This is a genomic window from Methylosinus sp. DMC45 (genome assembly GCF_056313885.1).
The window spans coordinates 149,882-170,306 of record NZ_JBQUZK010000036.1; the positions used below are offsets into that span (position 1 = coordinate 149,882).

Consider the following 20,425-nt stretch of genomic DNA (forward strand, 5'->3'; position numbering starts at 1 on the left):
AGACCGCCCTTCGAGGAGCGCCGCGCCGGGTTAGGCGCGGCCGTGGATTTTGTGCTAGGGGCTGCGGCGCGGCCCGGATTCGAAAGGCGAGGTTTTCGCATTGCTAGGACGAAATTGGTTCAGACGACGCCCCCGCTCCGAGGAGGTCGCCGTCGCCAGCCTGTTTTCCGGCGAGGAGACGCGCTCCCCCTCGCATCAGAACGCCATCGACGCCATTCCCGGCTGGAACTGCCATTTTCCCGTCGAATTGGGGCTTACGGCCGGACGGCTGCCGGCCTTCGACGATCCGCGCATCACCTGGTGCATCGAGCGCTATGGCGATCTCACGGGACGCCGCGTGCTGGAGCTCGGTCCGCTGGAGGGCGCGCATACCTATATGCTGGCGAAGGCCGGCGCCCATATCGACGCGGTGGAGGCCAACCGGCTCGCCTTTCTGAAATGTCTGGTGACGCGGGAAGTTCTCGATTTTCCCGACACGCGCTTCTATCTCGGCGATTTCGTGCAATGGCTCGAGCAGGCCGGCCCGCGCTATGATCTCGTGGTGGCGAGCGGCGTGCTCTACCACATGCGCGAGCCGCTGCGGCTGCTGCGCGCCCTGTCCGAGCGCGCCGACGCCATCTATCTGTGGACGGTCATGGTCGACGACGACCAGGTTCCGCATACATTCACGCAGAAATTCGAAAATCTGGACGTGCGCCACTATGCGCGCGGCTATGGCGATCGCAGCGTCGCCTTTTGCGGCGGCGCGATGGATTTTCCCAATTGGATGCACCGGGACGACATTCTCGCCGTGCTGGCGGCGCTCGGCTATGACGACGTCACCGTGCTGAACGACATCATCGGGACGGCGGGCAATGTCCTGCCGACATTTTCTGTTTTCGCCAGACGGAGCGCTTCGGTCGGCTGACGACGCGGCGCGGCGGCGTTTCCATCGCGCCGCGGATAGATTCGAAGGCGCGCGCCGCGAGCGGGCGCCGCTTCACAGAGGAATGGCATGAGCATTCAGGACAACGCCAAGAAGCTCCCCATCGGCCGCCGCATCGTGCGCGCGCTTCGTTCGCTGGTCGGGCTGAAGAACGACCCCATCCCCGTGGAGCACGTCAAGCTCAACCGCAGCCAGTACAAGAACATCTGGAACGCCGTCTCGGTCTCCGAGAATGACGCGAAAATGGCGGTCTCCGGCTATATCGACGAAGATCTCTATCGCCAGATGGGCGAAGGCACGCGCGACATGCTGCAGTCCTATGTCGGCATCGGCCCGGACGATGTGGTGCTGGAGATCGGCGCCGGCGTCGGCCGCGTCGGCGCCGCGCTCGCGCCGATCTGCAAGGAATGGATCGGCGCCGATGTCGCCGAGAACATGCTCGGCCATATTCGCCAGCGCCTCGCGGCTTTCGACAATGTGCGCACGGTGGCGACCAGCGGCTTCGATCTCTCCGCCGTGCCGGACGCTTCCGTCGACGTCGTCTACAGCACGGTCGTGTTCATGCATCTCGAGGAATGGGATCGCTTCAATTACATCAAGGAAGGCTTCCGCATTCTGCGGCCGGGCGGACGCATGCTCGTCGACAATGTGGACATCACCTCCGATCTCGGCTGGAAATTCTTCGAGGAGCATTGCGCGGTGCCGCCCTTCGAGCGGCCGGCGCAGATCAGCAAGACCTCGACGCCGCAGGAGCTCGAGACCTATTTCAAGCGCGCCGGCTATGAGGCGATAGAGCAGGTCCGCGCCGGGCTCTGGATCATCACCTATGGCCGCAAGCCCGCGGCGCAGGAGCAGCCGCAAGAGCAGCCCGCCGAGCAGCAGGCCTCCTCCCCGGCGGAAGAGGCGCAAGCCGCCGTCTGACGGCGCAAATATTGCTTTCATGCCGCCCGAGGAAACGGGCGGCATGAAGACATTTCTCGACTGGTCGGCTTACGACACTTACGGAATAGGCGACGCCTATTCCGGCATTCCGGCGACGGGCGGCAATTACGCCAAGGCGGTTGCGGTCTGCATGCACAGCCGCGACTGCCAGAAGACCGCCAAGGGCGTCATGTGCCCGAGCTATCGCGTCACTGGCGAGGTCAAGCATTCCACAGAGGCGCGCGTCGCCGCCTTCAAGGCCGCGCTCAACGACGGCACGGATGAGCGCGCTTTCGCCGATCCGCGCCTCGACGAGGCGATGGACCTCTGCGTCTCTTGCAAGGCCTGTAAGAAGGAATGTCCCAGCGCCGTCGATATGACGCTGATAAAGACCGAATATCTCGCCCAGCGTCATGAGATCGTCGGCGTGCCGAAGCGCCTGCGCCTGTTCGGCGGCGTGCCGGAATGGACGGGCCGCCATCGCGCGCTGCTGCGCTTCGCCATTCGCCTGCGCAATCGCTCGCGCCTTCTCTCCAAGCTCGCGGAAAAATGGATCGGCGTCACCGCCCGCCGCCCCCTTCCCGAGCCCGCCCCTGCGGCTTTCGCCCGCTCCGCCCCGGCGGCGGGCGTCGGCGCGCGCGGCGAGGTGATCCTCTTCGTCGATACGTTCTGCCATCACTTCGATCCGCATGTGGCCGAGGCCGCCGTCGAGGTGCTGGAGCACGCCGGCTATAGCGTGCGCATCGCCAAGCCGGCGCCGACCGATTCCGAGCCGGACCGTCCGCTCTGCTGCGGCCGCACGTACCTGACCACCGGAATGGTGAAGAAGGCGCGCGGCGAGGCGGAGCGCGTGCTCGCCGCCTTCCGCGACGAGATCGCCGCCAAGACGCCGATCATCGGCCTCGAGCCCTCCTGCCTGCTGTCGCTGCGCGACGAGCTCTACAGCCTCGGCCTCGGGCCGGAGGTCGGCGATCTCGGCAAGCAGCTCTATCTGCTCGAGGAGTTTCTCGCCCGCGAACATCAGAACAAGGGCCTGCGCCTGTCGCTGAAGCCGCTCGATCTGCCCAAGGCGGTCGTGCACGGCCATTGCCATCAGAAGGCCTTCGGCGTGATGAAGGCGACGAAGAAGGTGCTCGGCTGGATTCCGGGCTTCACCTTCGACATCGTCGAGACGAGCTGCTGCGGCATGGCCGGCAGCTTCGGCCTCGAGGCCGAGCATTACGAGACCTCGATGAAAATGGCGGAGCTGTCTCTGCTGCCGGCGATGCGCGACGCCGCGCCCGACGCGCCACTCATCGCCAATGGTTTTTCATGCCGCCATCAGATCGAGCATGGCAGCGGCCGCCAGGCCCGCCATATCGCTCTGCTGCTGCGCGATGCGCTGGCGGCGAGATAGCGACCGCGGATCGGACCATCGCCCGCGCAGACCGACCCGACAACAAGCCGACAATAGCGGATATAACCCGACACTGGCGCGCCAGTCGGGTCGGTGACGTGGCGTGAATTCGGCGCGAGGTGAAAGAAGAGCGTGTCGAACTCGGGACGGGAATCGCCATGCTGGTTCAAAAGCTCAGGCTTCAACGCGGTTGGTCGCAGGAACAGCTCGCCGCTGTGAGCGGCCTGAGCGTGCGAACGATCCAGCGCATCGAGCGCGGCAATTCCGCCAGCCTCGAAAGCGCGAAAGCTCTGGCGTCTGTTTTCGAGATCGATCTCTCTCAACTCCAGGAGGTCGACATGCCCGCTCCCGCAAGCAATGCAGACGAGGCGGCCGAGGCGCTCGCTTTCGCCCATGTGCGCAAGGTGAAACGCTTCTATCTGCACGCCATGCTTTACGCCATCGCCATAGCCGCGCTGTTCACGATCAACTTGCTGACGAGGCCCGGCTATATTTGGGTGATCTGGCCCGCGCTCGGCTGGGGCGTCGGCCTCGCCTTGCACGGCTTTTCGGTCTTCGACAAAGTTCCGTTTTTCAATGCGGAATGGGAAAAGCGCGAAGCGGAGAAGTTTTTGGGGCGTAAATTGTGACGCCCTGCGCCCACCCACGGGCGCGCGTCTCACACCATTTCTCGCCGCGCGGAGTTACATCCGCGCGGAAAACGCGAGGAACCGGCCGCGATTGTGAGCTTTCCGACAGTCTCGGCAGCCGACTCGCTCAGCTCTCGCCGGCGCGACGCTGGGACAGCTCCTCCATCAGCGCCGACACCGTGTCGAGCAAGCGGATCGCGCCGGGCAGGCGGGAATGCGCATTCTGCTGCGCCTCGCCCTCCGGGTCCATGCCGCGCCACCAGTCGATGAGGTCGCCGATCAGCGCGCGCCCCGGAATTTGCTCGAACGGAACGCCCGGATAGGCGTCTAATCCGAAAGCCGCCTCGAAGTCGCGCAGGCAGGCTTCGACATAGCGCGCGTCGGCGCCATTGAGCGCGAAAGGCCGCTCCGGCGCGCGACGCACCATGCGCACCTCGCTCAGCTCCGGGATATAGTCCTTTATCACCGCCCTTGCTCCGTCTCCCGAGGTCCCGCGACAGGTTGGCTCCATCAATTGCGGCGCCAGCCCGCTGGGCGGCAATGGCGCGACGCTTGCATTTTTGGAGGCATGACCACACACGCGACCGAGAGAGGGCCGGTTCCGCCCGCGCTCAAACGATTCATCTGGGATATTCAGTCGATGGTCGAGCTCGCCGACAGCGAGCGGGAGATTCTTCTCATCGGCCGCGATCTCATGACCCGCCTCGTCGCCAGCGACGATTGCCTGCCGGCGGTTTTCGCCGAGGCTCTGCCGGGGCGCGGGCGACAATTCCAGCTCTACAGCGACGGCGAGGAGCGCTTCGCCGTCGTCGCCTCCGTGCTCGCGGGCGGCGCCGGCCTGTCGCTGGAGCAGCCGGGGGTCTGGGAGATCGCCGGCGTCTTGCGCGGCGCGGTGGCGCGGCGCCTGCCCGGCGGAGCCGAAGACGCGCGCACGCTGGAGAAGGGCGCGGTCGAAGCGCGGCTTTCCAAGACCGGCCCCGCCGCCGCCTTCGCCAATGCGCTGGCCGAGGAGGTTTCGATCGCGATCCAGGTCTATGGCGGGCCGCTCGCCGGCATCGTCCGCCGGTCGGTCGCGCCCGATGGCGCGATCGGCGAGGCCGAGCCCTACGCCAATGGCGAGGCGACGCCGCCCTATGACATCTACACCATTCAGACCGAGATAAAGGATTGATTTAGAGCCGGGAAAGCCCCCTCCCCAGCCCTCCCCCGCTGCGCGGGAGAGGGAGCAGATTCCGCTCTTCATCGAGATTCGCGCAATGCCGGCCGTTCCCCTCTCCCGCAAAGCGGGGGAGGGTGAGGGAGGGGGCGCTCACGACTATCGGGCGAGGGCGCGCTCAGCGCGCCGAGACGAACCGATCCGTCGGCAAAATCGCCGCCTGTCCGGCGAAAGCCTGCGCCTGCCCGCTGGAAGTCGAAGGCGCGAAGAGCCCCGTGTCGGCGCGGGCGGCGGAGCGCGGCGCCGCGAGCGTGGTTCCGAGCGCCGTTCCGCCGGGCAGCCGGCTGGCGGACACGCCCGTCGTCAGCGCTTGGAAGTTGGAGCGGTCGAGACGCGCCGGCACCAGCTCCACCTTGGCGGGCGCGGGCCTCGGCGCCGGCTTGGCGGCGGGCAGACGCAGCTCCGGCGCGAGGTCGCTTCCATAGGGAAGCGATTGCGCGGCGGAAGGCGCATAGGCGAGCAGCGGCTCCGGCTTGGCGACGGCCTGCTGCGCCGGGCGAACCGGCGGCGGCGGGACGTTATGCGTCTCCTCGCTGACGCCGCCGCGCAGGCTGGCCGCGCCGAGATCGACGAGGCTGGCGATGGCGCCCCCGGCCCGGCGGGCGGGCGGCGCGGCGGGCGCGCTGGCCAGGGCGCCGAACTCGCTCGGCCGCGTGGGCGGCAGCGGCGCGCCGGCGACAGTGAGGAACATGGGCCGCCGGGGCGGCAGAGGGGCGGCCAACGCCGCGTCGAGCTTGGCGTCGATCTTCGCCTCCTCGGCGGAGGGCTCGAGCGAGGCCACGGCGACCGGCTTTTGCCGCTCGGCCGGACGCTCGACGGCGACCGGCTCGGCGCGCATCTGCGTCTCGCCGCGCGGCAGATTGCGCTCGGCCGCGGCGATGCGCTCCTGCTCGCGACGGCTCGGCGCCGGGGCCGGAGCGGCTTCGGCGCTCTCCTCCTCGGCGTCGGCCGAGACTCGGCCCGTGCGGCGCGGCGCCAGAGACGCCCATTGCTTGCGCGCAGCAGTCGGCGGCGGGGCCGCGGCGATCGCGCTGTCCTCGTCCTCCTCGCCGCCGCCGAACAGCATGGCGAAGAGACCCTTGCTCTGGCGCTCGACGGCCGGAACATAGGCGCCGTTGCCGCGCGCCTCGATCTCGGCCTTGGCTTCCTCATAACGCGCGAGCGGCTGGTTGTTGGTCGGCAGATGCACCGTCTTGCCGTCCGGGAACAGGCGCGCGAGCTGGTCGTAGCTCATGCGCGGCCAGGAGCGGACGCCGCCGACGTCGAGATGCACGAAAGGCGTGCCGGCGGTGGGATAATAGCCGACGCCGCCGCGCTGCATGCGCATGCCGATCTCGCGGATCTGCTCCATGGACATGCCCGGCATCGTCGTGTCCATCGCCTTGCCGAGCATGTGCTGCGAAAATTTCGCCACGGCGCGCGAGCGACGGCGCAGCATGGCGTTGGTCTCCGGCGAGCGATAGGCGGAGACGACATGGACCGGCTCGGTGGCGCCGGCCTGACGATAGGCCTCCCACACCACATCGAACAGATGCGGGTCCATCTTGGTCGGCTCGTCGCGACGCCAGTCGCGCAGGAACCAGTTCAGCTGCTCCAGCACCGCGGAATCATAGCGGCCGCCGACCAGATAGGTCGCGGCGATCTGCTCCTTGGTGTGGCTGTGGAAGAGATAGAGCGTGCGCGTCTCGCCATTGGCGACCGCATTCTCGGTGAAGGACGGAGCCAGCGCCGTGACGAGCGCCGCGGCGGCGCTCGCGAGCCGCGCGATAGACCGTCGTGAGAGGAGAGGCGCGCCTTCCCGCCGATCGTCCAAAACGTCTGTTCTTTCCGCTGGTCGACGGGCGAGAAGGCCCGACGAAATGAATTGCAGGACGCGAGCGCCGAACGCACGGACGATCGATCGGCAGATCGATCGCGGCTTCGTCCCTATCGGCGCCTCGGCGACGCGGGACCCGGCCTCTTCTCGAGACGAGCGAATCGGATTCGCGCGTAAGGCAAGGACGCTATTTCGACATAATGGCGAAAAATTGCCCAGCCGTCATAGTGACACAATGTCGAGTTCCCGTTGAAAGTCAATGCGCCACGCCTCCCGCGAGGGGCAGGACGAAGGCGCCGGAGGCCAAAATCGGCTGCCCGCCGGGGATCAGCGGCGCTGCGGCGGCCATCTCCGACAAAGGCTCCGAATGCGGCGCTTGCTGCGCGTCCGCGCTGGTGAAAGCGGCGGAAGGCGGGCGGCGGGGCGGCTCGGGCGCCTCGATCGGCGCGGCCTCATTGGCGCGGATGGAGGCGGTCGGAGTGGAATCTATGGCCCGGCTCGCCGACAGCCGATCGCGCTCGGCGAGGGCGAGGCGGATCGGCCCCTGCGGCGGAGCGGCGGGATCGGCGAAGGCCTGCGACACTGCGCCTCGCACCTTTTGGGCGAGATCGCCGAGCGGATCGGCGGCCGGCGCGGCGGCGGCGACCGTCTGCGCGCCGCGGCGGGCGCGGCTGGCGACCACCGTGCGGTCGCTGCCGTTGCAATTGCGAATGCCGAGCGAAATCAGCTCATTGCCGCTCAGCACCCGATATTGCCGGGTGAGATAGCCGAGCCGCTCGCGCACCGCCGCTGGATAGTAATTGAACAGCTCGGCGGAGACGCCGGCGTCGGTCTGATGGTCTATCGGATTATAGGCCAAATGAAATTTGACCTGCGAGTCGGGATAGACGCAGACATTGGGAAGGCTGAGCGCCATTGTGCAGGCGGATCGGCATTCGTGCAGCCGAACCTCGCGGCCCTCGCGGCGATAGATTTCCGTTTGCGCCTGATACTCCGAGACGAAACCGCCCACGTCCTTATAGACGATGACCGGCGCGGGAGCAGGCGGCGGCGACAGATAGCTCAAGCAACACCCCTACGCTCTACTGACGTCCGATAAGAGAAAATTCACCATGACAGGGTGAATAGTCTCTTAACGGCCGGATCATCCTCGAGCGGTCGGCTGGACGGCGACCCATCCGATCGCCCGTCGGATCATCCTCTGATTCCGACCCTGAGGCCGGGCGCAGGACGTTCTTGCAAGACATTGCGGCGAAAATGAAAAAGCGCCGCGGGGCGGCCGCCGGTCTTCAGCGACACCTCCCCCGTCGGCTCCACGGCGGCGGAGGTCTCGACGAGACGGCGGAAGTTCTGCTTGTGCAAATGTCGGCCGGCGATGGCCTCCACCGTGCGCTGCAGCTCGGTGAGCGTGAAGGCCGGCGGCATCAGCTCGAAGATCACCGGGCGGTATTTCATCTTGGCGCGCAGCCGGCCCATCGCCGTCGCCAGAATGCGCCGATGATCGTGCTGCATGGGCGCGCCGAGCGGCGGCGGCTTGGCGCCGCGCTTCAGCGCCGCCTCGCGGCCGTCGCGCCAGGCCTCCTCCACCAGTCCCGCCTCATAGAGCAGCTCATAGCGCTCGAGCGCATTCTCCTCATCGAGGCCCCTGCCCTGCGGGCGGAACAGGAGGTTGACGCGGTCGCGCCGCCGCAGGCCGGAAGAGGAGAGCGCGTCCGGCGCCTCCTCCACCCAGGCCGAGAGGCCCGGCAATATCGTCGCCTCCATCGCCTCGGGCCGGCCGCCGCGCCAATCCTCCCAGGGGAAGAACTCGTACCAGCTGCGAAAGCCGCGGATCTCCTCCGCCTGCTCCTCGGCGATGCGGGTCAGCGCGAGATAGCCGACGGAGACCACATGCGGATCGCGGTCGCCGGCGCGGGCGTGGCGGCCGCGGTCGCCGAAAGTGTAGAGCTGCTCGACATAGCCGAGCGACATGCCGGTCTGCTCGGCGACCCAGGCGCGCAGGCCGATCTCGAAAGTGCGGTGACGCACCGGATCGAAAGGGCCGGAGGGCAGAGCGGCGCGGGCGTCCTCGCCCGTGGCGGCGACGGTGAGGATGAGCGGCTCGTCCTCCTGCGCCGCGACGATCGCCGCCGTCAGGCCGATGGCGACCGGCAGCGGTCCTTCCGAGTCGCGCGAAGATGCGGGCGGCTCGCGCCGATGATCGAAGCTCGTCATCTTCTCTGGGTCAGGCGAGCTCGAGCGCGAAAGGCGCTCCCTCATAGCAATCCGCGCCGCGGCCGATCCCGGCTATGGCCGCCGACATGCGGCCGTCGCGCGCGAGAATGCGATCGGCCAAAGCGACGAGACGGCGGTTGGGCGTCGCCGTCGGCGAGGCGCGGCGCAGCTCGGACGCCAATTCGCTCTCCGCCCGCTGCGGGGCGAGCGCGCAGGCGAGAATGAAAGCCGCCGCCGGCGAGCGGCTGACGCCGGCGTAGCAATGGATGACCAGCGGCTCACGCCGATCCCACGCGCCGGCGAAGGCCAGAAGGCTCTCGATATGCGCGCGATTGGCCAGCACATGGCCGTCCTGATCCGCGTCTATGTCGGAGACGGCGAGCCGCAAATGTCGCTCGGGCTTGATCTCGCTCGGCCGCGCCAGCGAGGAGCCGGCGGTGAGGATTGTGATGAGCGAGCGCGCGCCGCTGGCGCGCACCGTGTCGACGACCTTCGTGAGCGAACAGACATAGAGGTGCGCCATGTCTCACCCGTTCTGTGTCACTTCGATGCCTCACGCTCTCATACGTCGCTACGCGCTTTGCTCGACCTCGGCGAAGCGCGCCAGAAAGCGCCGCTGCGCCTCCTCCACCGAAAGCGGCTCCAACGCCTGCGCGCAAGCGTCGGGCGCGACCGCCGGACGGCCGAAGATGCGCTCGGCTTCCGCGCGTGTAAAGCCGGCGAGTCTCACCGCCTCGAAAAATGCCGAGGCGCGATCCGCCCGCTTGGAGAGACGCAACAGCGCGGCGTCCGGCTCCGGCGGCAGAGAAAAGCGCAGCAGGATCGCCGTCAGAATGCGTTTCTCCACGCTCTTGTATGTGTCGCCGATGGCGGCTTTGAAGGGGGAGATCATGTCGCCGATCACATATTCCGGCGCGTCATGGAGCAGCATGAACAACCGCCCCTCGCGTCCGAGCCCAGGCGAGAGCGCGCAGGCGATCTCCTCGACCAGCAGGCTGTGCTGGGCGACCGAGAATATATGTGAGCCATGCGTCTGGCCGTTCCAGCGGGCGACGCGCGCCAGCCCATGGGCGATATCCTCGATTTCCACATCCAGCGGCGAGGGATCGAGCAGATCGAGCCGCCGGCCGGACAGCATGCGCTGCCAGGCGCGGGGCGCCGCCTCGGCCTTGCCCGCCTTCACTCCGCGCATCTGTGACACTCCGCCAAATGGTCGTCGACCATGCCGACCGCCTGCATGAAGGCGTAGACGATGGTCGGGCCGCAGAAGGCGAAGCCCCGCGCTTTCAGATCCTTGGCGAGGCGGCGCGAGATATCCGTCTGCGTCGGAACGTCGGCCGTCGTCCGGGGCCGGTTGACGATCGGCGTCCCATCGACGAAGCCCCAGAGATAATTGGAAAATCCCACGCTCTCCTCGATCTCCAAATAGGCGCGCGCGGAGGCGATGGCGCCTTCGATCTTGGCGCGATTGCGGATGATTGCCTGATTTTGCATCAGAGCTTCGACGCGGGCGGAGTCGAATCGCGCGATTCGGTCGGGATCGAATCCCTCGAAAGCGACGCGGAAGCCCTCGCGGCGACGCAGAATGGAAATCCAGGAGAGGCCAGCCTGGAAGCCATCGAGAATCAGCTTCTCGTAGAGCGCGCGCGAATCGCAATCCGGGCGGCCCCATTCCTCGTCGTGATAGGCGACATAGAGCGAATCGTAACCCGCCCAAGGACAACGCAAAAAGCCGTCTGGATGACGCAGCGGCGCAGCGTCGCGCCAGGCGCGTGGATTTTCTCTTTCGGCGGCCATCGCCCCTTCCCTCACGCTTTACGCGCGCCATCTGAGCCCAAAGAGCGTTTCATAACATCCTGATTGCGGTCCCGGCGAGCTTGCGGCCCCTGCCCCGATGCACGACAATTGGCACAGGCCGTGCTCGCAGTGCGGCCGTCGGGAGCCGTTTGCGCCGACGAATCATCATTGGCGACGGCGCTCACCAAGGAGAAATTTGATGTCGATCCGTCTCGTCTCTTACGCTGCCGTCGGCGCCCTCGCGGTCGGCTTGGCGGTCGCCGCCGCGGGTGAAGCGAAAGCGCAGGCGAATGTTTTGAAGGAATGCGGCACGCAATATCAGGCCGCCAAGGCCGCCAATGAGCTGAAGGGGCAGAGCTGGCAGGACTTTCTGAAGGCCTGCCGCGTGCGCCTGTCCGAGCAGCCCGCCGAGACCGCGCCGGCCGCCGCCGCTCCCGCGCCGACTCCGGCCCCCGCCCCTGCTCCGGCCGCCGCCGCGCCCGAGCCGACCCCTGCGCCCGCTCCCGCGCCGACGACGGCGACGCCTGCTCCGGCCCCCGCTCCGACGACCGCCGCCAAGCCGGCCAAGCCCGTCTCCGAAGGCAAGGCCGCCCAGGCCGCGCGCCAGAAGAAATGCGGCGCCGAATGGAAGTCCAAGAAGGCCGAGTTGCTGAAGGCCGACCCCAAGGCCACCTGGCCGAAATATTGGAGCGAGTGCAACAAGCGCCTCAAAGCCGCTGGCGAGTGAGCCCCAGCCGATCGCTCGACAATCAGGCCCGGCGTGTCGCGCCGGGCTTTTTCATTGAACAAGTTGCGCAGCCCCCGGCGGGCGCCCCTCTTGCGGCGCGGCCGCTTTTCGTGGCACAGGCTGCGGGCCGCGAGACGACGGCGAGGCGCTCGGCAAGAGGCGCGAAGCGGGGGAAGCCGTATGGAGAAGATCGAGCTGCGCAAGCTGCAGGCCTTCTTGCGCCAGGCGCTCGGCAATGACGGGATTCGCGTGACCGCCGATCCCAAGAACCCCGACGACGCCGCGGTTCATTTCGGCGAGCGCAAGATCGCCTCCATCGTCGTGGACGACGAGGACGGCGACCGCTCCTTCGCCTTCGCGATGAAGCTGCCCGTCGGCCGCGAGACGCTGCAATCCTATCTGCGCAAGCTGTTCGAGAACGACAAGCTCACCATCGCGCCGCGCGGCCGCAAGACCGATTCCGTCGAGCTCAACAGCGGCGAGGATTTTCTCGGCGTGATCTCCGCCGACGACGCCAAGCAGACCAGCTACACGCTGCAGATCGCTATTCTGGACATCGACCTCGACGATTTTTGATCGATCGCGTCAGCGCGGACGCGGCCGCTCCGCGTCGATAGAGGCGAGAAAAGCGCGCAGCCCGCGCGCCAGCTCTTCCCAATCGCGCAGCAGAACGGCGGAAAAGCGCGCCTCTACATCCAGATTCTTCCAGCGCAGCGCCCAAATGCAGGGCGCCGAGCCGAGAAAGCCGGCGTCACGACGCGGGCAGCGGGCGAAAAAATCCCGGCCCTCCGGCGGCGCGAGATAGAGCAGCTCCAGCTCATAGGGCGAGCCGGGCTCGAAACGCCGCATGACGAGGCCGCCCGGCCCGCCCCAGACCTCGCTCTCCAGAAAGCGCGCATAGAGGCGCGAGGGACGCTCGGCCGGGTCGAGCGCCTCCTCGCGCGGCGCCAGCGTGACGAAGACGCGCATCGGATCGACCTCCTCCGCGGCGCGCCGGCGCGGATCGGCGCTCGGCTTTTGCGGCGGCCCGAAATCTGGCGCGACGGCGATGAAGGAGAGGCGGTCCGGCGCGCCGCCATAGCGCGTCGAATCGTCGCGCGCATAGGCGGGCGCATAGGCGAAGCGGGCGTCGCCGAGGCTGGCGGCGACAATGGCCGGCTCGGCCGCATCGGTCTTGCGCGTGAAGCGATAGCCCGCCGCGACGAGCAGAGCCAAAAGCAGAGCGACGAGAAAGAGACGCATGATCTCAGAAGACAGAGGAGCAAAGCCGATTCGCCCGAGCTTAGCCGATTCAGCCCCGCGGCGCGCGCGGCCCGACAGCCGACGCGCGCGGTTCCCTCTTTTCGTCAAAGACTCTAGAAGGTCGGCGAACGCCCCCCGCGCCTCGCTCCGAGGCCGTCGCGAAGAGGGGCGCCGGAGACCTGACCCATGCCTCTCTACAAGCTCGACGGCGTCGCGCCGCGCGTCCCGGCCTCCGGCCGCTTCTGGGTCGCGCCCGACGCTCATGTCATCGGCCGCGTGCAGCTCGAGGAGGACGCCAACATCTGGTTCGGCTGCGTGCTGCGCGGGGACAACGAATGGATCACAGTCGGCGCGCGCAGCAATATTCAGGACAATAGCGTGCTCCACACCGATATGGGCTTTCCGCTCGTCATCGGCGCCGATTGCACTATCGGCCATGGCGTCATTCTGCACAGCTGCCTCATCGGCGAGGCCAGCCTGATCGGCATGGGCGCGACCATACTCAATGGCGCGAAGATCGGCCGCAACTGCCTCGTCGGCGCCAATGCGCTGGTCACGGAGAATAAGGAATTCCCCGACAACAGCCTGATCGTCGGCGCGCCGGCGCGCGTCGTGCGCACGCTGGACGAAGGCGCGCTCGCCCGCAATCTCGAATCGGCGAAGCATTATGTCGAGAACGCCGAGCGCTACGCCAAAGGGCTGGAGGCGATCTGACCGTCGCGGCGCGCCCTGCCGAAGGGCGCGCCGAGCGCCGGGCTCAGCGCGCGGCGAACAGCGGGACGTTGGGATCGTCGACTGCGACCCAGACATTCTGGTCGAGCTGCGACTGCCGCTTGACGAAGCGATAGGGCGTGTTGGTCCAGGGCCGCACCGCATCGTTCATATTGTCGAGGACGAACTCGCCGCGATTGGTCCTGACCGTCAATATCGCATGGCCGTCGCCATTCTTCTCCTTCACCACCGTCATCAGCAGAGCGCCGCGCGGATAGCCGAGCTCTATCAGCAAGCGGCGCTTCATCAGCGCATAATCCTCGCAATCGCCCTTGCCGTCGGTGGGATAGTCCCAGCGGTCGACGACGCCCCAATGATCCATGTCCGAGACCGGCTCGATCGCATGATTGACATGGGCGTTGACGCGCTGAATGTCCTTATAGGCTTTGGCGGTGAGATCGATGTCGCGCGGCCCGGCAGAGGCCTCGGCGGCGCATTCGCCGCGATAGCGATGACAAAAATCCAGCCAGCCATAGGGCACGCTGGTCTCCGGCCCCAGCGCCGCATAAAGCAGATGCTCCGAGGCCGCCCGGCCGGGCGCCGCCCCCCAGAGGGAGATCGCGCCGGCCAGCGCCGCGCTCATCGTCACTCTCGCTACTCTACCCAACATCTTCGTCGTCTCCCGATGTGGAGACGAGATTAGTTTTATTGTTTTGCTCGCTCTGTAAGTCGATAGCTCAGTTTTTCAGCCAATCCATTTAGATTTGACGACAATTTTTGTAAGTATACCAAGAGATGACCGAAATAGGCCAAATTTCGAGGTATTTTCCATAGATCGCTGGAATCACGCGCTGTTCTCGCCCAAGCGCGGCGGCGCGGCCGAGGCCCTCCATAGGCGTTTTTGCCCCTGACGGGCCGATTCGTTAACATGAGCCCCGGAATCGTCGTTAACGGGCTTGCCGCGGCGACGACGAGCGACGAAATTACGGCGGCGGCCATGGTTCCGTCTCAAAGGCGGCGTAGGGACCTCGGTCGAGTTTCCATCGGGTTCCGAGATTCCATCGGGGTTCTATGACGATGTTGCTGCGCTTCGCTATCGCTCTCGCGGTGAGCCTCATGGCCTTCGTCGTCACAGATGCGCCGATCGCCGAGCCGCTCAATCGCGCGGCGGAGAACCCGTTCGTCGCCAGGCGTAGTCCGCTCGAGAGCCATATGGACGAATGGCGTCTCGCCCTGCGCCTCTCCGGCGAGCAGGAGCGGCTGTTCTCCGCCTTCGCGCAGCAGCTGCACGCCCTGGTTCAAGATCGCGACGCCGCCATCGTCGCCGCGGCGATCGACCGCAATCGCGACGGCGCCCCCCGCGACCCCGGCGCGCCGCTTCGCGCTCGCGCCGATCGGCTGAGCCGACATGTGGAGAATTTGCGCGCCCTCGCCGACGCCGAGAGCAGCTTCTTCGCCTCGCTCTCCGACGAGCAGCGCCGCATAGCCGATCACGTGCTGCCCCGCGACGTGCTCGGCGCGCATGATCTTTTCCGCCGCCGCGGTCTCCGCCCGGACCGGAACGGCTGATGGCCCGCGCCGAGGACCATGAACATGCGCGCGCCGGCTCGCTCGAACGATAAAAATCGTCTATCCGCCCACGAAGACAAAGCTCGTCATTCTGCCCTTCGCCCGCGAGACAAGAAAATGACATCCGTTTCGCTCGCCCCGAGCGCCCGCCCCGCGCTCCGCGTCGCCGTCGGACTTTGGGGCCTGCTGATCTGCGCCCTTTCGGTGACCTCGGCCTCGCCGGCCTTCGCCGCCAATGGCGCGGACAAGCCGCCGGCGCTGGAGCCCGCGCCGGCTCCCGCCGCCCCGCCGCCGCCGGCCCTCGCCGGCAAATCGGCGCAGCCGGCGCCGGCCCCCGTGCGCAAGCGGCTCACCAAATTCGAGGCGAGGCGCATCCGCCACGCCTGCCAGGGGCGCGCCAATGAGCGCAACCTCGTCGGGCCGGAGCGTGAAGCCTTTTTGGGGCGCTGCTATTTTGGCCGCGTGTCGACGCGCGTCGAGCGGCAGCAATGCCGGCAAGAGGCGGCCGCGCGCGGGATAGAACGCGCAAACCAGCGCGTCTTCATACGCGAATGCGTCCGCGAGCGGGTCCGCGCCAAGCGAGAGCACAAGGATTGAGCGCTCCGCTCGAGAGTGTTTTCGAGCGAAGTGGGAACGTCTAGCGCCCTCGGTTCGGATCGAAACGGGGGCGCTGCATCTCGTTGTTTTATCGCCGCACGACCAGCACGGAGCATTTGGCGTGGCGGACGATGGTCTTGGCGTTGGAGCCGAGCAGATAGGTGGACATGGCCGGCCGGTGCGAGCCGAGCACGATGAGATCGGCTCCCCACTCCTCCGCCTCCGCCAGCACCTCGGGATAGATCGCGCCGAAGCGCACCACAGTCGTCACCAGATTCTTGGGATAGTCGATCTTGGCCGCGACATCGGCGAGCTCCTGCTCCGCCGAGGTGCGCAGCTCCTCGTCGAAATTCGGCGGGATGTAGTCGATGAAGGCGACAGGCACCAGAGATTGCACATTGATGAGCCGAAGCTTGGGCTGCGGCGAGCCCTTGGCGAGGGCGAGCGCCTCGTCCAGCGCGAGGCGCGTGAGGTCCGGCTCGGTCAAATCGAGCGGAATGAGGATTTTCTCATGCATGAGCGCTCCCTCCTCTCATCGATCTAAGCCGCGCGCGCCGGCTTTGTCAGGGGCGCCACGTCGGCTTCATGGGCCATCCTCGCGCGGCGGAAGGTCGCGCCCGTCGATTTCCGCCTCGGCGAGATCGCCTTCGCGGACCACGGGCCGAAACTCCGAGCGGCGCGCCGCGACCGCCTCTATATGGCGTCCGATCTCAGGATTGCGCTGCGTGAAAACATGGAGATCGAAAGCATCGAGTATCAGCAGCTTTATGGGCGTCGCGGCGCGCACATTGGCGGTGCGGCGCGTCTTGCGCAGCAGCGCGATCTCGCCGAAGAACTGCCCCTCGCCGAGCCGCGTCGGCCCGCTCGGCAGCTCCACCTCCACCTCGCCGGCGGCGATGAAATACATGGAATGCGCCGGCTCGCCGCGGCGCACGACCAGCGCGCCTGCCGGCAGGGATTGCGCGCGCAGATAACGCATGATCTCGGCGATCGCCGATGCGTCGAGCGCGGCGAACAGCGGCGCCTTGGCCACCATGCTCCAGGTGACGACGAATTCGCGCCGATGAATCTCCTCCGCGAAAGCGGTGGCGACGATGCCGACCGGCAGGCCGAGCATGACGAAGCCCATCACCATGGAGATCGCGGCGATGATGCGCCCCGCCGGCGTATGCGGCACCACATCGCCATAGCCGACCGTCGCAATGGTCTGGATCGCCCACCACATCGCGGCGGGAATGGAGCGGAACGCCTCCGGCTGCGCGTCATGCTCGGCGATATGCATGGCGGTCGCCATGAACAGAACGACGCCGAACAGCACGATGCCGGAGGCCGCGAGCGCTTTGCGCTCGGCCTCCAGCACGGCGAAGATGGAGCGTATGCCCGGCGAGTAGCGCGCCAGCTTGAAGAAGCGCGCGAGTCGCAGGAACAAGAGGATGCGCAGATCGGCGGCGACGAGGACGGAGAGATAGAAAGGCGCGATGGCGATGAGGTCGACGATCGCGGAGACCGAGCTGACGAAGGCGATGCGCGCCTGCGCCGGGCGCATCGCCGCATAGAGCGCATGGTCGGGCGCGCTCCAGATGCGCAGCGCATATTCGACGCTGAAGGCGGCGACGGCGACATATTCGACCGCGCGAAACAGCGCGCCATATCGCGCGGCGTTATCGGGATCGGATTCGAGGATCACCGCGCCGACGGAGAGAATGACCAGCGCCATCAGCGCGCCATGGATGATTTGAGCGGCGCGGTCGCCGACGCCGCCGCTGTCGAGCAGAATATGGACGCGGCGGCGGAGGCCGAACGGCGCCTCCTCGATCGCGGCGCCCTCCTCGCTCACTGCGCCGCCGTGACCCGCAGCGTCTCCTCGATCGCCGCCAGCGCCGCCTCCAGCGCGGTGGCGTCCGGCCCACCGGCCTGAGCGAGATCGGGCCGGCCGCCGCCGCCCTTGCCGCCGAGCTTCTCCGAGGCGACGCGCACCAGATCGATGGCGCTGTAGCGCGCCGTGAGATCGGCGGTCACGCCGACGACCACGCCGGCCTTGCCGTCGGCCGAGGCGTTGGCGATGGCGACGACGCCGGAGCCGATCGTCTTCTTGGCCTCGTCGACGAGCGATTTCAGGTCTTTGGCGTCTATGCCGCTGACCGCCTTGGCGAAGAGCTTGATTCCTGCGACGTCTCGAACGGGCTCCGCCGCGCCATTGCCGCCGCCGCCCATGGCCAGCTTGCGCTTGGCGTCGGCGAGCTCGCGCTCCAGAGTCTTGCGCTCTTCTATGAGGCTCGCGAGCCGGGCGGGCGCGTCCTCGACGGACGCGCGGACAAGAGTCGCGATCTCGCGCAGCGCCTTGGCCTCGGAGACGAGCTGCGCGCGGGCGCCTTCCGCCGTCTTGGCCTCGATGCGGCGCACGCCGGAGGCAACCGCGCCCTGCGAGACGATGCTGATGAGGCCGATGTCGCCAGTGCGGCGCACATGCGTGCCGCCGCAGAGCTCGACCGAAAAGGCGCGATCGGCGTCGATGGGCGCATGGCCCATGGCGACGACGCGCACCTCATCGCCGTATTTCTCGCCGAACAGCGCGCGGGCGCCGGAGCGAATGGCCTCGTCCTGACCCATCAGCCGCGTCTCGACCGGGGCGTTGTCCTGCACCACCTCATTGGCGATCTGCTCGACGGCGGCGATCTCTTCCTCGCTCAGCGGCTTGGGATGCGTAAAGTCGAAGCGCAGCCGGTCCGGCGCGACGAGCGAGCCCTTCTGCGCGACATGATCGCCGAGCACGCGGCGCAGAGCCTCATGCAGAATATGCGTCGCCGAATGATTGGCGCGCACGGCGTTGCGGCGGACGTGCTCGACCTCGAGCTCGAGCGCGAGACCGGGCGTGAGCGCGCCCTCCTCCACCACGCCCTCATGAACGAAGAGGCCGTGAACCTTCTTTTGCGTGCCGGTGACGCGAAAACGCACGCCCTTGGCGCGCATCACGCCGATATCGCCGATCTGGCCGCCGGATTCGGCGTAGAAAGGCGTCTGATTGAGCAGCACGGCGCCGCGTGCGCCGGTCTCGAGCCGGAAGGTCTCCGCGCCGTCGTGCAGAAGGGCGACGATCTGCCCCTCGGCCTTCTCCCGCTCATAGCCGAGGAACTCAGTCGCGCCGAGACGTTCCTCGAGCGCGAACCAGACGGCCTCGGTCGCGGTCTCGCCGGAGCCGGCCCAGGCCTTGCGGGCCTCGGCGCGCTGGCGCTCCATGGCGGTCTCGAAAGCGGCCTTGTCGACGACGATGCCGCGCGGGCGCAGCGCATCCTCGGTGAGATCGAGCGGAAAGCCGTAAGTGTCGTAGAGCTTGAAGGCGGTCTCGCCGGAAAAGCTCGCGCCGGCCGTGAGCGAGGCGCTCTCCTCGTCGAGGATGGAGAGGCCGCGCACGAGAGTCTGGCGAAAGCGCGTCTCCTCGGTCAGCAGCGTGTCGCGAATGAGGCTTTCGGCGCGGGTCAGCTCGGGATAGGCGAGGCCCATCTCGGAGACCAGCTCGCCGACGAGGCGATGCATCAATGGCTCGGCGGCGCCCAGAAGCTGGGCATGGCGCATGGCGCGACGCATGATTCGGCGCAGCACATAGCCACGGCCCTCATTCGACGGCGTCACGCCATCGGCGACGAGAAAGGCCGAGGCGCGCAGATGATCGGCGATGACACGGTGGCTCGCCGCCTGCGGGCCGGCGGAATCGACGCTGGTGGCGTCGGCCACGGCGCCGATGAGTCGGCGAAAAAGATCGATCTCGAAGACCGATTGCACGCCCTGCAGCAGCGCGGCGATTCGCTCGAGGCCCATGCCCGTGTCGATGGAGGGACGCGGCAAGGGCGCGCGCTCGCCGGGCGCGGTCTGCTCATATTGCATGAAGACGAGGTTCCAGAATTCCAGGAACCGATCGCCGTCCTCTTCCGGGCTGCCGGGCGGACCGCCGGCGACGCTTTCGCCCTGATCGAAGAAGATCTCCGAGCAGGGGCCGCAGGGGCCGACGTCGCCCATGCTCCAGAAATTATCCGCCGTGGGGATGCGGATGATGCGATCGTCGGAGAAGCCGGCGATCTTTTTCCACAGCGAAAACGCCTCGTCATCGTCGTGATAGACGGTGACCAGCAGCTTTTCGCGCGGGAGGGCCAGCTCGCGGGAGACGAAGTTCCAGGCGAGCTCGATCGCGCCTTCCTTGAAATAATCGCCGAAGGAGAAATTGCCGAGCATCTCGAAAAAGGTCAGATGCCGCGCCGTATAGCCGACATTGTCGAGATCATTGTGCTTGCCGCCGGCGCGCATGCATTTTTGCGCCGTGGTGGCGCGCGTGTAATGGCGCTTCTCGAAGCCGGTGAAGACATTCTTGAACTGCACCATGCCGGCGTTGGTGAACATCAGCGTGGGGTCGTTCTGCGGGACGAGCGGCGAGGAGGCGACCTTCTCGTGTCCATTGCGCGAGAAATAGTCGAGGAAGGTCGAACGGATCTGGTTGACGCCACTCATATCGGTTCTTGTCGCCCGCTTGTTCGGCTCGAAATGCCATCGAACGCGCGCTCGGCCGTAACCGTCGCTGGGAAAAGGAAAAGGCCCGGCGCGAACCGAGCCCTTCTAGAGCATTTGTCCGCGAAGTGGAACAGGCGGCGCCGATCGCGGAAGGGGATGACGCTT

The 20,425-nt window shown here is 67.1% G+C and carries 23 protein-coding genes; 10 read left to right on the forward strand and 13 right to left on the reverse strand.

The window, feature by feature from the left end; translation table 11 throughout:
* Positions 1 to 100 precede the first annotated feature (100 nt).
* The 3 genes from ACT53T_RS10210 (at position 101) to ACT53T_RS10220 (ending at position 3,242) form a co-directional block, all read left to right on the forward strand.
* Positions 101 to 907: a class I SAM-dependent methyltransferase gene (locus ACT53T_RS10210; RefSeq protein ID WP_476161102.1), complete on the forward strand. Its 807-nt coding sequence runs from the start codon at positions 101 to 103 to the stop codon at positions 905 to 907.
* A gap of 87 nt (positions 908 to 994) precedes the next feature.
* A complete protein-coding gene (locus tag ACT53T_RS10215) occupies positions 995 to 1,846 on the forward strand; it encodes a class I SAM-dependent methyltransferase (RefSeq protein WP_476161103.1) in 852 nt (283 codons plus the stop codon).
* Positions 1,847 to 1,889: 43 nt separating this feature from the next.
* Complete coding sequence (locus ACT53T_RS10220) at positions 1,890 to 3,242, forward strand: (Fe-S)-binding protein (protein WP_476161104.1); 1,353 nt, start codon at positions 1,890 to 1,892, stop codon at positions 3,240 to 3,242.
* On the opposite strand, the gene ACT53T_RS10225 is transcribed toward ACT53T_RS10220, so the two are convergent.
* On the reverse strand, positions 3,167 to 3,565 hold the full coding sequence (locus ACT53T_RS10225) for a hypothetical protein (protein WP_476161170.1): 399 nt from the start codon (positions 3,563 to 3,565) through the stop codon (positions 3,167 to 3,169). The genes ACT53T_RS10220 and ACT53T_RS10225 overlap by 76 nt on opposite strands.
* Between ACT53T_RS10225 and ACT53T_RS10230 the strand changes: the two genes are divergently transcribed.
* Entirely contained in the window at positions 3,458 to 3,871 is a 414-nt protein-coding gene (locus ACT53T_RS10230) for a 2TM domain-containing protein (protein ID WP_476161105.1), read from the forward strand. The genes ACT53T_RS10225 and ACT53T_RS10230 overlap by 108 nt on opposite strands.
* Positions 3,872 to 3,998: 127 nt before the next feature.
* On the opposite strand, the gene ACT53T_RS10235 is transcribed toward ACT53T_RS10230, so the two are convergent.
* Positions 3,999 to 4,337 carry a hypothetical protein gene (locus ACT53T_RS10235; protein WP_036292659.1) on the reverse strand — a complete coding sequence of 113 codons (339 nt, stop codon included), beginning with the start codon at positions 4,335 to 4,337 and terminating at the stop codon, positions 3,999 to 4,001.
* A gap of 102 nt (positions 4,338 to 4,439) precedes the next feature.
* On the opposite strand from ACT53T_RS10235, the gene ACT53T_RS10240 reads away from it, so the two are divergent.
* Entirely contained in the window at positions 4,440 to 5,042 is a 603-nt protein-coding gene (locus tag ACT53T_RS10240; protein ID WP_476161106.1) for a cysteine dioxygenase family protein, read from the forward strand.
* A 163-nt stretch (positions 5,043 to 5,205) separates the two neighbouring features.
* Here ACT53T_RS10240 and ACT53T_RS10245 read toward each other — a convergent pair whose 3' ends face one another.
* The 6 genes from ACT53T_RS10245 to ACT53T_RS10270 form a co-directional block, all read right to left on the reverse strand.
* A complete protein-coding gene (locus ACT53T_RS10245; protein WP_476161107.1) occupies positions 5,206 to 6,900 on the reverse strand; it encodes a peptidoglycan L,D-endopeptidase MepK in 1,695 nt (564 codons plus the stop codon).
* 259 nt (positions 6,901 to 7,159) lie between these two features.
* Complete coding sequence (locus tag ACT53T_RS10250; protein ID WP_018267828.1) at positions 7,160 to 7,969, reverse strand: hypothetical protein; 810 nt, start codon at positions 7,967 to 7,969, stop codon at positions 7,160 to 7,162.
* 128 nt (positions 7,970 to 8,097) lie between these two features.
* Complete coding sequence (locus ACT53T_RS10255; RefSeq protein WP_400765866.1) at positions 8,098 to 9,117, reverse strand: NUDIX hydrolase; 1,020 nt, start codon at positions 9,115 to 9,117, stop codon at positions 8,098 to 8,100.
* A gap of 10 nt (positions 9,118 to 9,127) precedes the next feature.
* Positions 9,128 to 9,640, reverse strand: coding sequence for a tyrosine phosphatase family protein (locus ACT53T_RS10260; RefSeq protein WP_476161108.1), 513 nt, complete (start codon positions 9,638 to 9,640; stop codon positions 9,128 to 9,130).
* A gap of 48 nt (positions 9,641 to 9,688) precedes the next feature.
* Positions 9,689 to 10,309, reverse strand: a complete 621-nt coding sequence (locus ACT53T_RS10265) for an HD domain-containing protein (RefSeq protein WP_018267825.1) — start codon at positions 10,307 to 10,309, stop codon at positions 9,689 to 9,691.
* The gene (locus ACT53T_RS10270; RefSeq protein WP_476161109.1) at positions 10,297 to 10,914 is read right to left on the reverse strand and encodes a DNA-3-methyladenine glycosylase I; all 618 of its coding nucleotides are present in this window, start codon (positions 10,912 to 10,914) and stop codon (positions 10,297 to 10,299) included. Before ACT53T_RS10270 ends, ACT53T_RS10265 begins: the two co-directional genes overlap by 13 nt.
* A gap of 199 nt (positions 10,915 to 11,113) precedes the next feature.
* Here ACT53T_RS10270 and ACT53T_RS10275 point away from each other — a divergent pair, with 199 nt between their 5' ends.
* Positions 11,114 to 11,641, forward strand: coding sequence for a hypothetical protein (locus ACT53T_RS10275; RefSeq protein WP_476161110.1), 528 nt, complete (start codon positions 11,114 to 11,116; stop codon positions 11,639 to 11,641).
* 180 nt (positions 11,642 to 11,821) lie between these two features.
* Positions 11,822 to 12,217: a DUF3126 family protein gene (locus ACT53T_RS10280; RefSeq protein WP_018267822.1), complete on the forward strand. Its 396-nt coding sequence runs from the start codon at positions 11,822 to 11,824 to the stop codon at positions 12,215 to 12,217.
* Positions 12,218 to 12,226: 9 nt separating this feature from the next.
* Here ACT53T_RS10280 and ACT53T_RS10285 read toward each other — a convergent pair whose 3' ends face one another.
* Positions 12,227 to 12,883, reverse strand: a complete 657-nt coding sequence (locus tag ACT53T_RS10285) for a hypothetical protein (protein WP_476161111.1) — start codon at positions 12,881 to 12,883, stop codon at positions 12,227 to 12,229.
* Positions 12,884 to 13,069: 186 nt separating this feature from the next.
* Here ACT53T_RS10285 and ACT53T_RS10290 point away from each other — a divergent pair, with 186 nt between their 5' ends.
* Positions 13,070 to 13,597 carry a gamma carbonic anhydrase family protein gene (locus ACT53T_RS10290; protein WP_476161112.1) on the forward strand — a complete coding sequence of 176 codons (528 nt, stop codon included), beginning with the start codon at positions 13,070 to 13,072 and terminating at the stop codon, positions 13,595 to 13,597.
* 43 nt (positions 13,598 to 13,640) lie between these two features.
* Here the strand turns inward: ACT53T_RS10290 and ACT53T_RS10295 are convergent, their stop codons facing one another.
* The gene (locus ACT53T_RS10295) at positions 13,641 to 14,237 is read right to left on the reverse strand and encodes a transglutaminase-like cysteine peptidase (RefSeq protein ID WP_476161113.1); all 597 of its coding nucleotides are present in this window, start codon (positions 14,235 to 14,237) and stop codon (positions 13,641 to 13,643) included.
* 428 nt (positions 14,238 to 14,665) lie between these two features.
* On the opposite strand from ACT53T_RS10295, the gene ACT53T_RS10300 reads away from it, so the two are divergent.
* Both ACT53T_RS10300 and ACT53T_RS10305 read left to right on the forward strand, forming a co-directional pair.
* The gene (locus ACT53T_RS10300) at positions 14,666 to 15,163 is read left to right on the forward strand and encodes a Spy/CpxP family protein refolding chaperone (protein WP_018267818.1); all 498 of its coding nucleotides are present in this window, start codon (positions 14,666 to 14,668) and stop codon (positions 15,161 to 15,163) included.
* A gap of 117 nt (positions 15,164 to 15,280) precedes the next feature.
* Complete coding sequence (locus ACT53T_RS10305; protein WP_400765855.1) at positions 15,281 to 15,760, forward strand: hypothetical protein; 480 nt, start codon at positions 15,281 to 15,283, stop codon at positions 15,758 to 15,760.
* A gap of 88 nt (positions 15,761 to 15,848) precedes the next feature.
* Here the strand turns inward: ACT53T_RS10305 and ACT53T_RS10310 are convergent, their stop codons facing one another.
* The 3 genes from ACT53T_RS10310 to alaS all read right to left on the reverse strand — a co-directional run bounded on the left by ACT53T_RS10310 (position 15,849) and on the right by alaS (position 20,260).
* Positions 15,849 to 16,277: a universal stress protein gene (locus tag ACT53T_RS10310; RefSeq protein ID WP_400765854.1), complete on the reverse strand. Its 429-nt coding sequence runs from the start codon at positions 16,275 to 16,277 to the stop codon at positions 15,849 to 15,851.
* 66 nt (positions 16,278 to 16,343) lie between these two features.
* Positions 16,344 to 17,597, reverse strand: a complete 1,254-nt coding sequence (locus ACT53T_RS10315) for a cyclic nucleotide-gated ion channel (protein WP_476161114.1) — start codon at positions 17,595 to 17,597, stop codon at positions 16,344 to 16,346.
* Complete coding sequence (alaS, locus tag ACT53T_RS10320; protein WP_476161115.1) at positions 17,594 to 20,260, reverse strand: alanine--tRNA ligase; 2,667 nt, start codon at positions 20,258 to 20,260, stop codon at positions 17,594 to 17,596. The genes ACT53T_RS10315 and alaS overlap by 4 nt, the downstream gene beginning before the upstream one ends.
* Between the last annotated feature and the right edge of the window lie 165 nt (positions 20,261 to 20,425).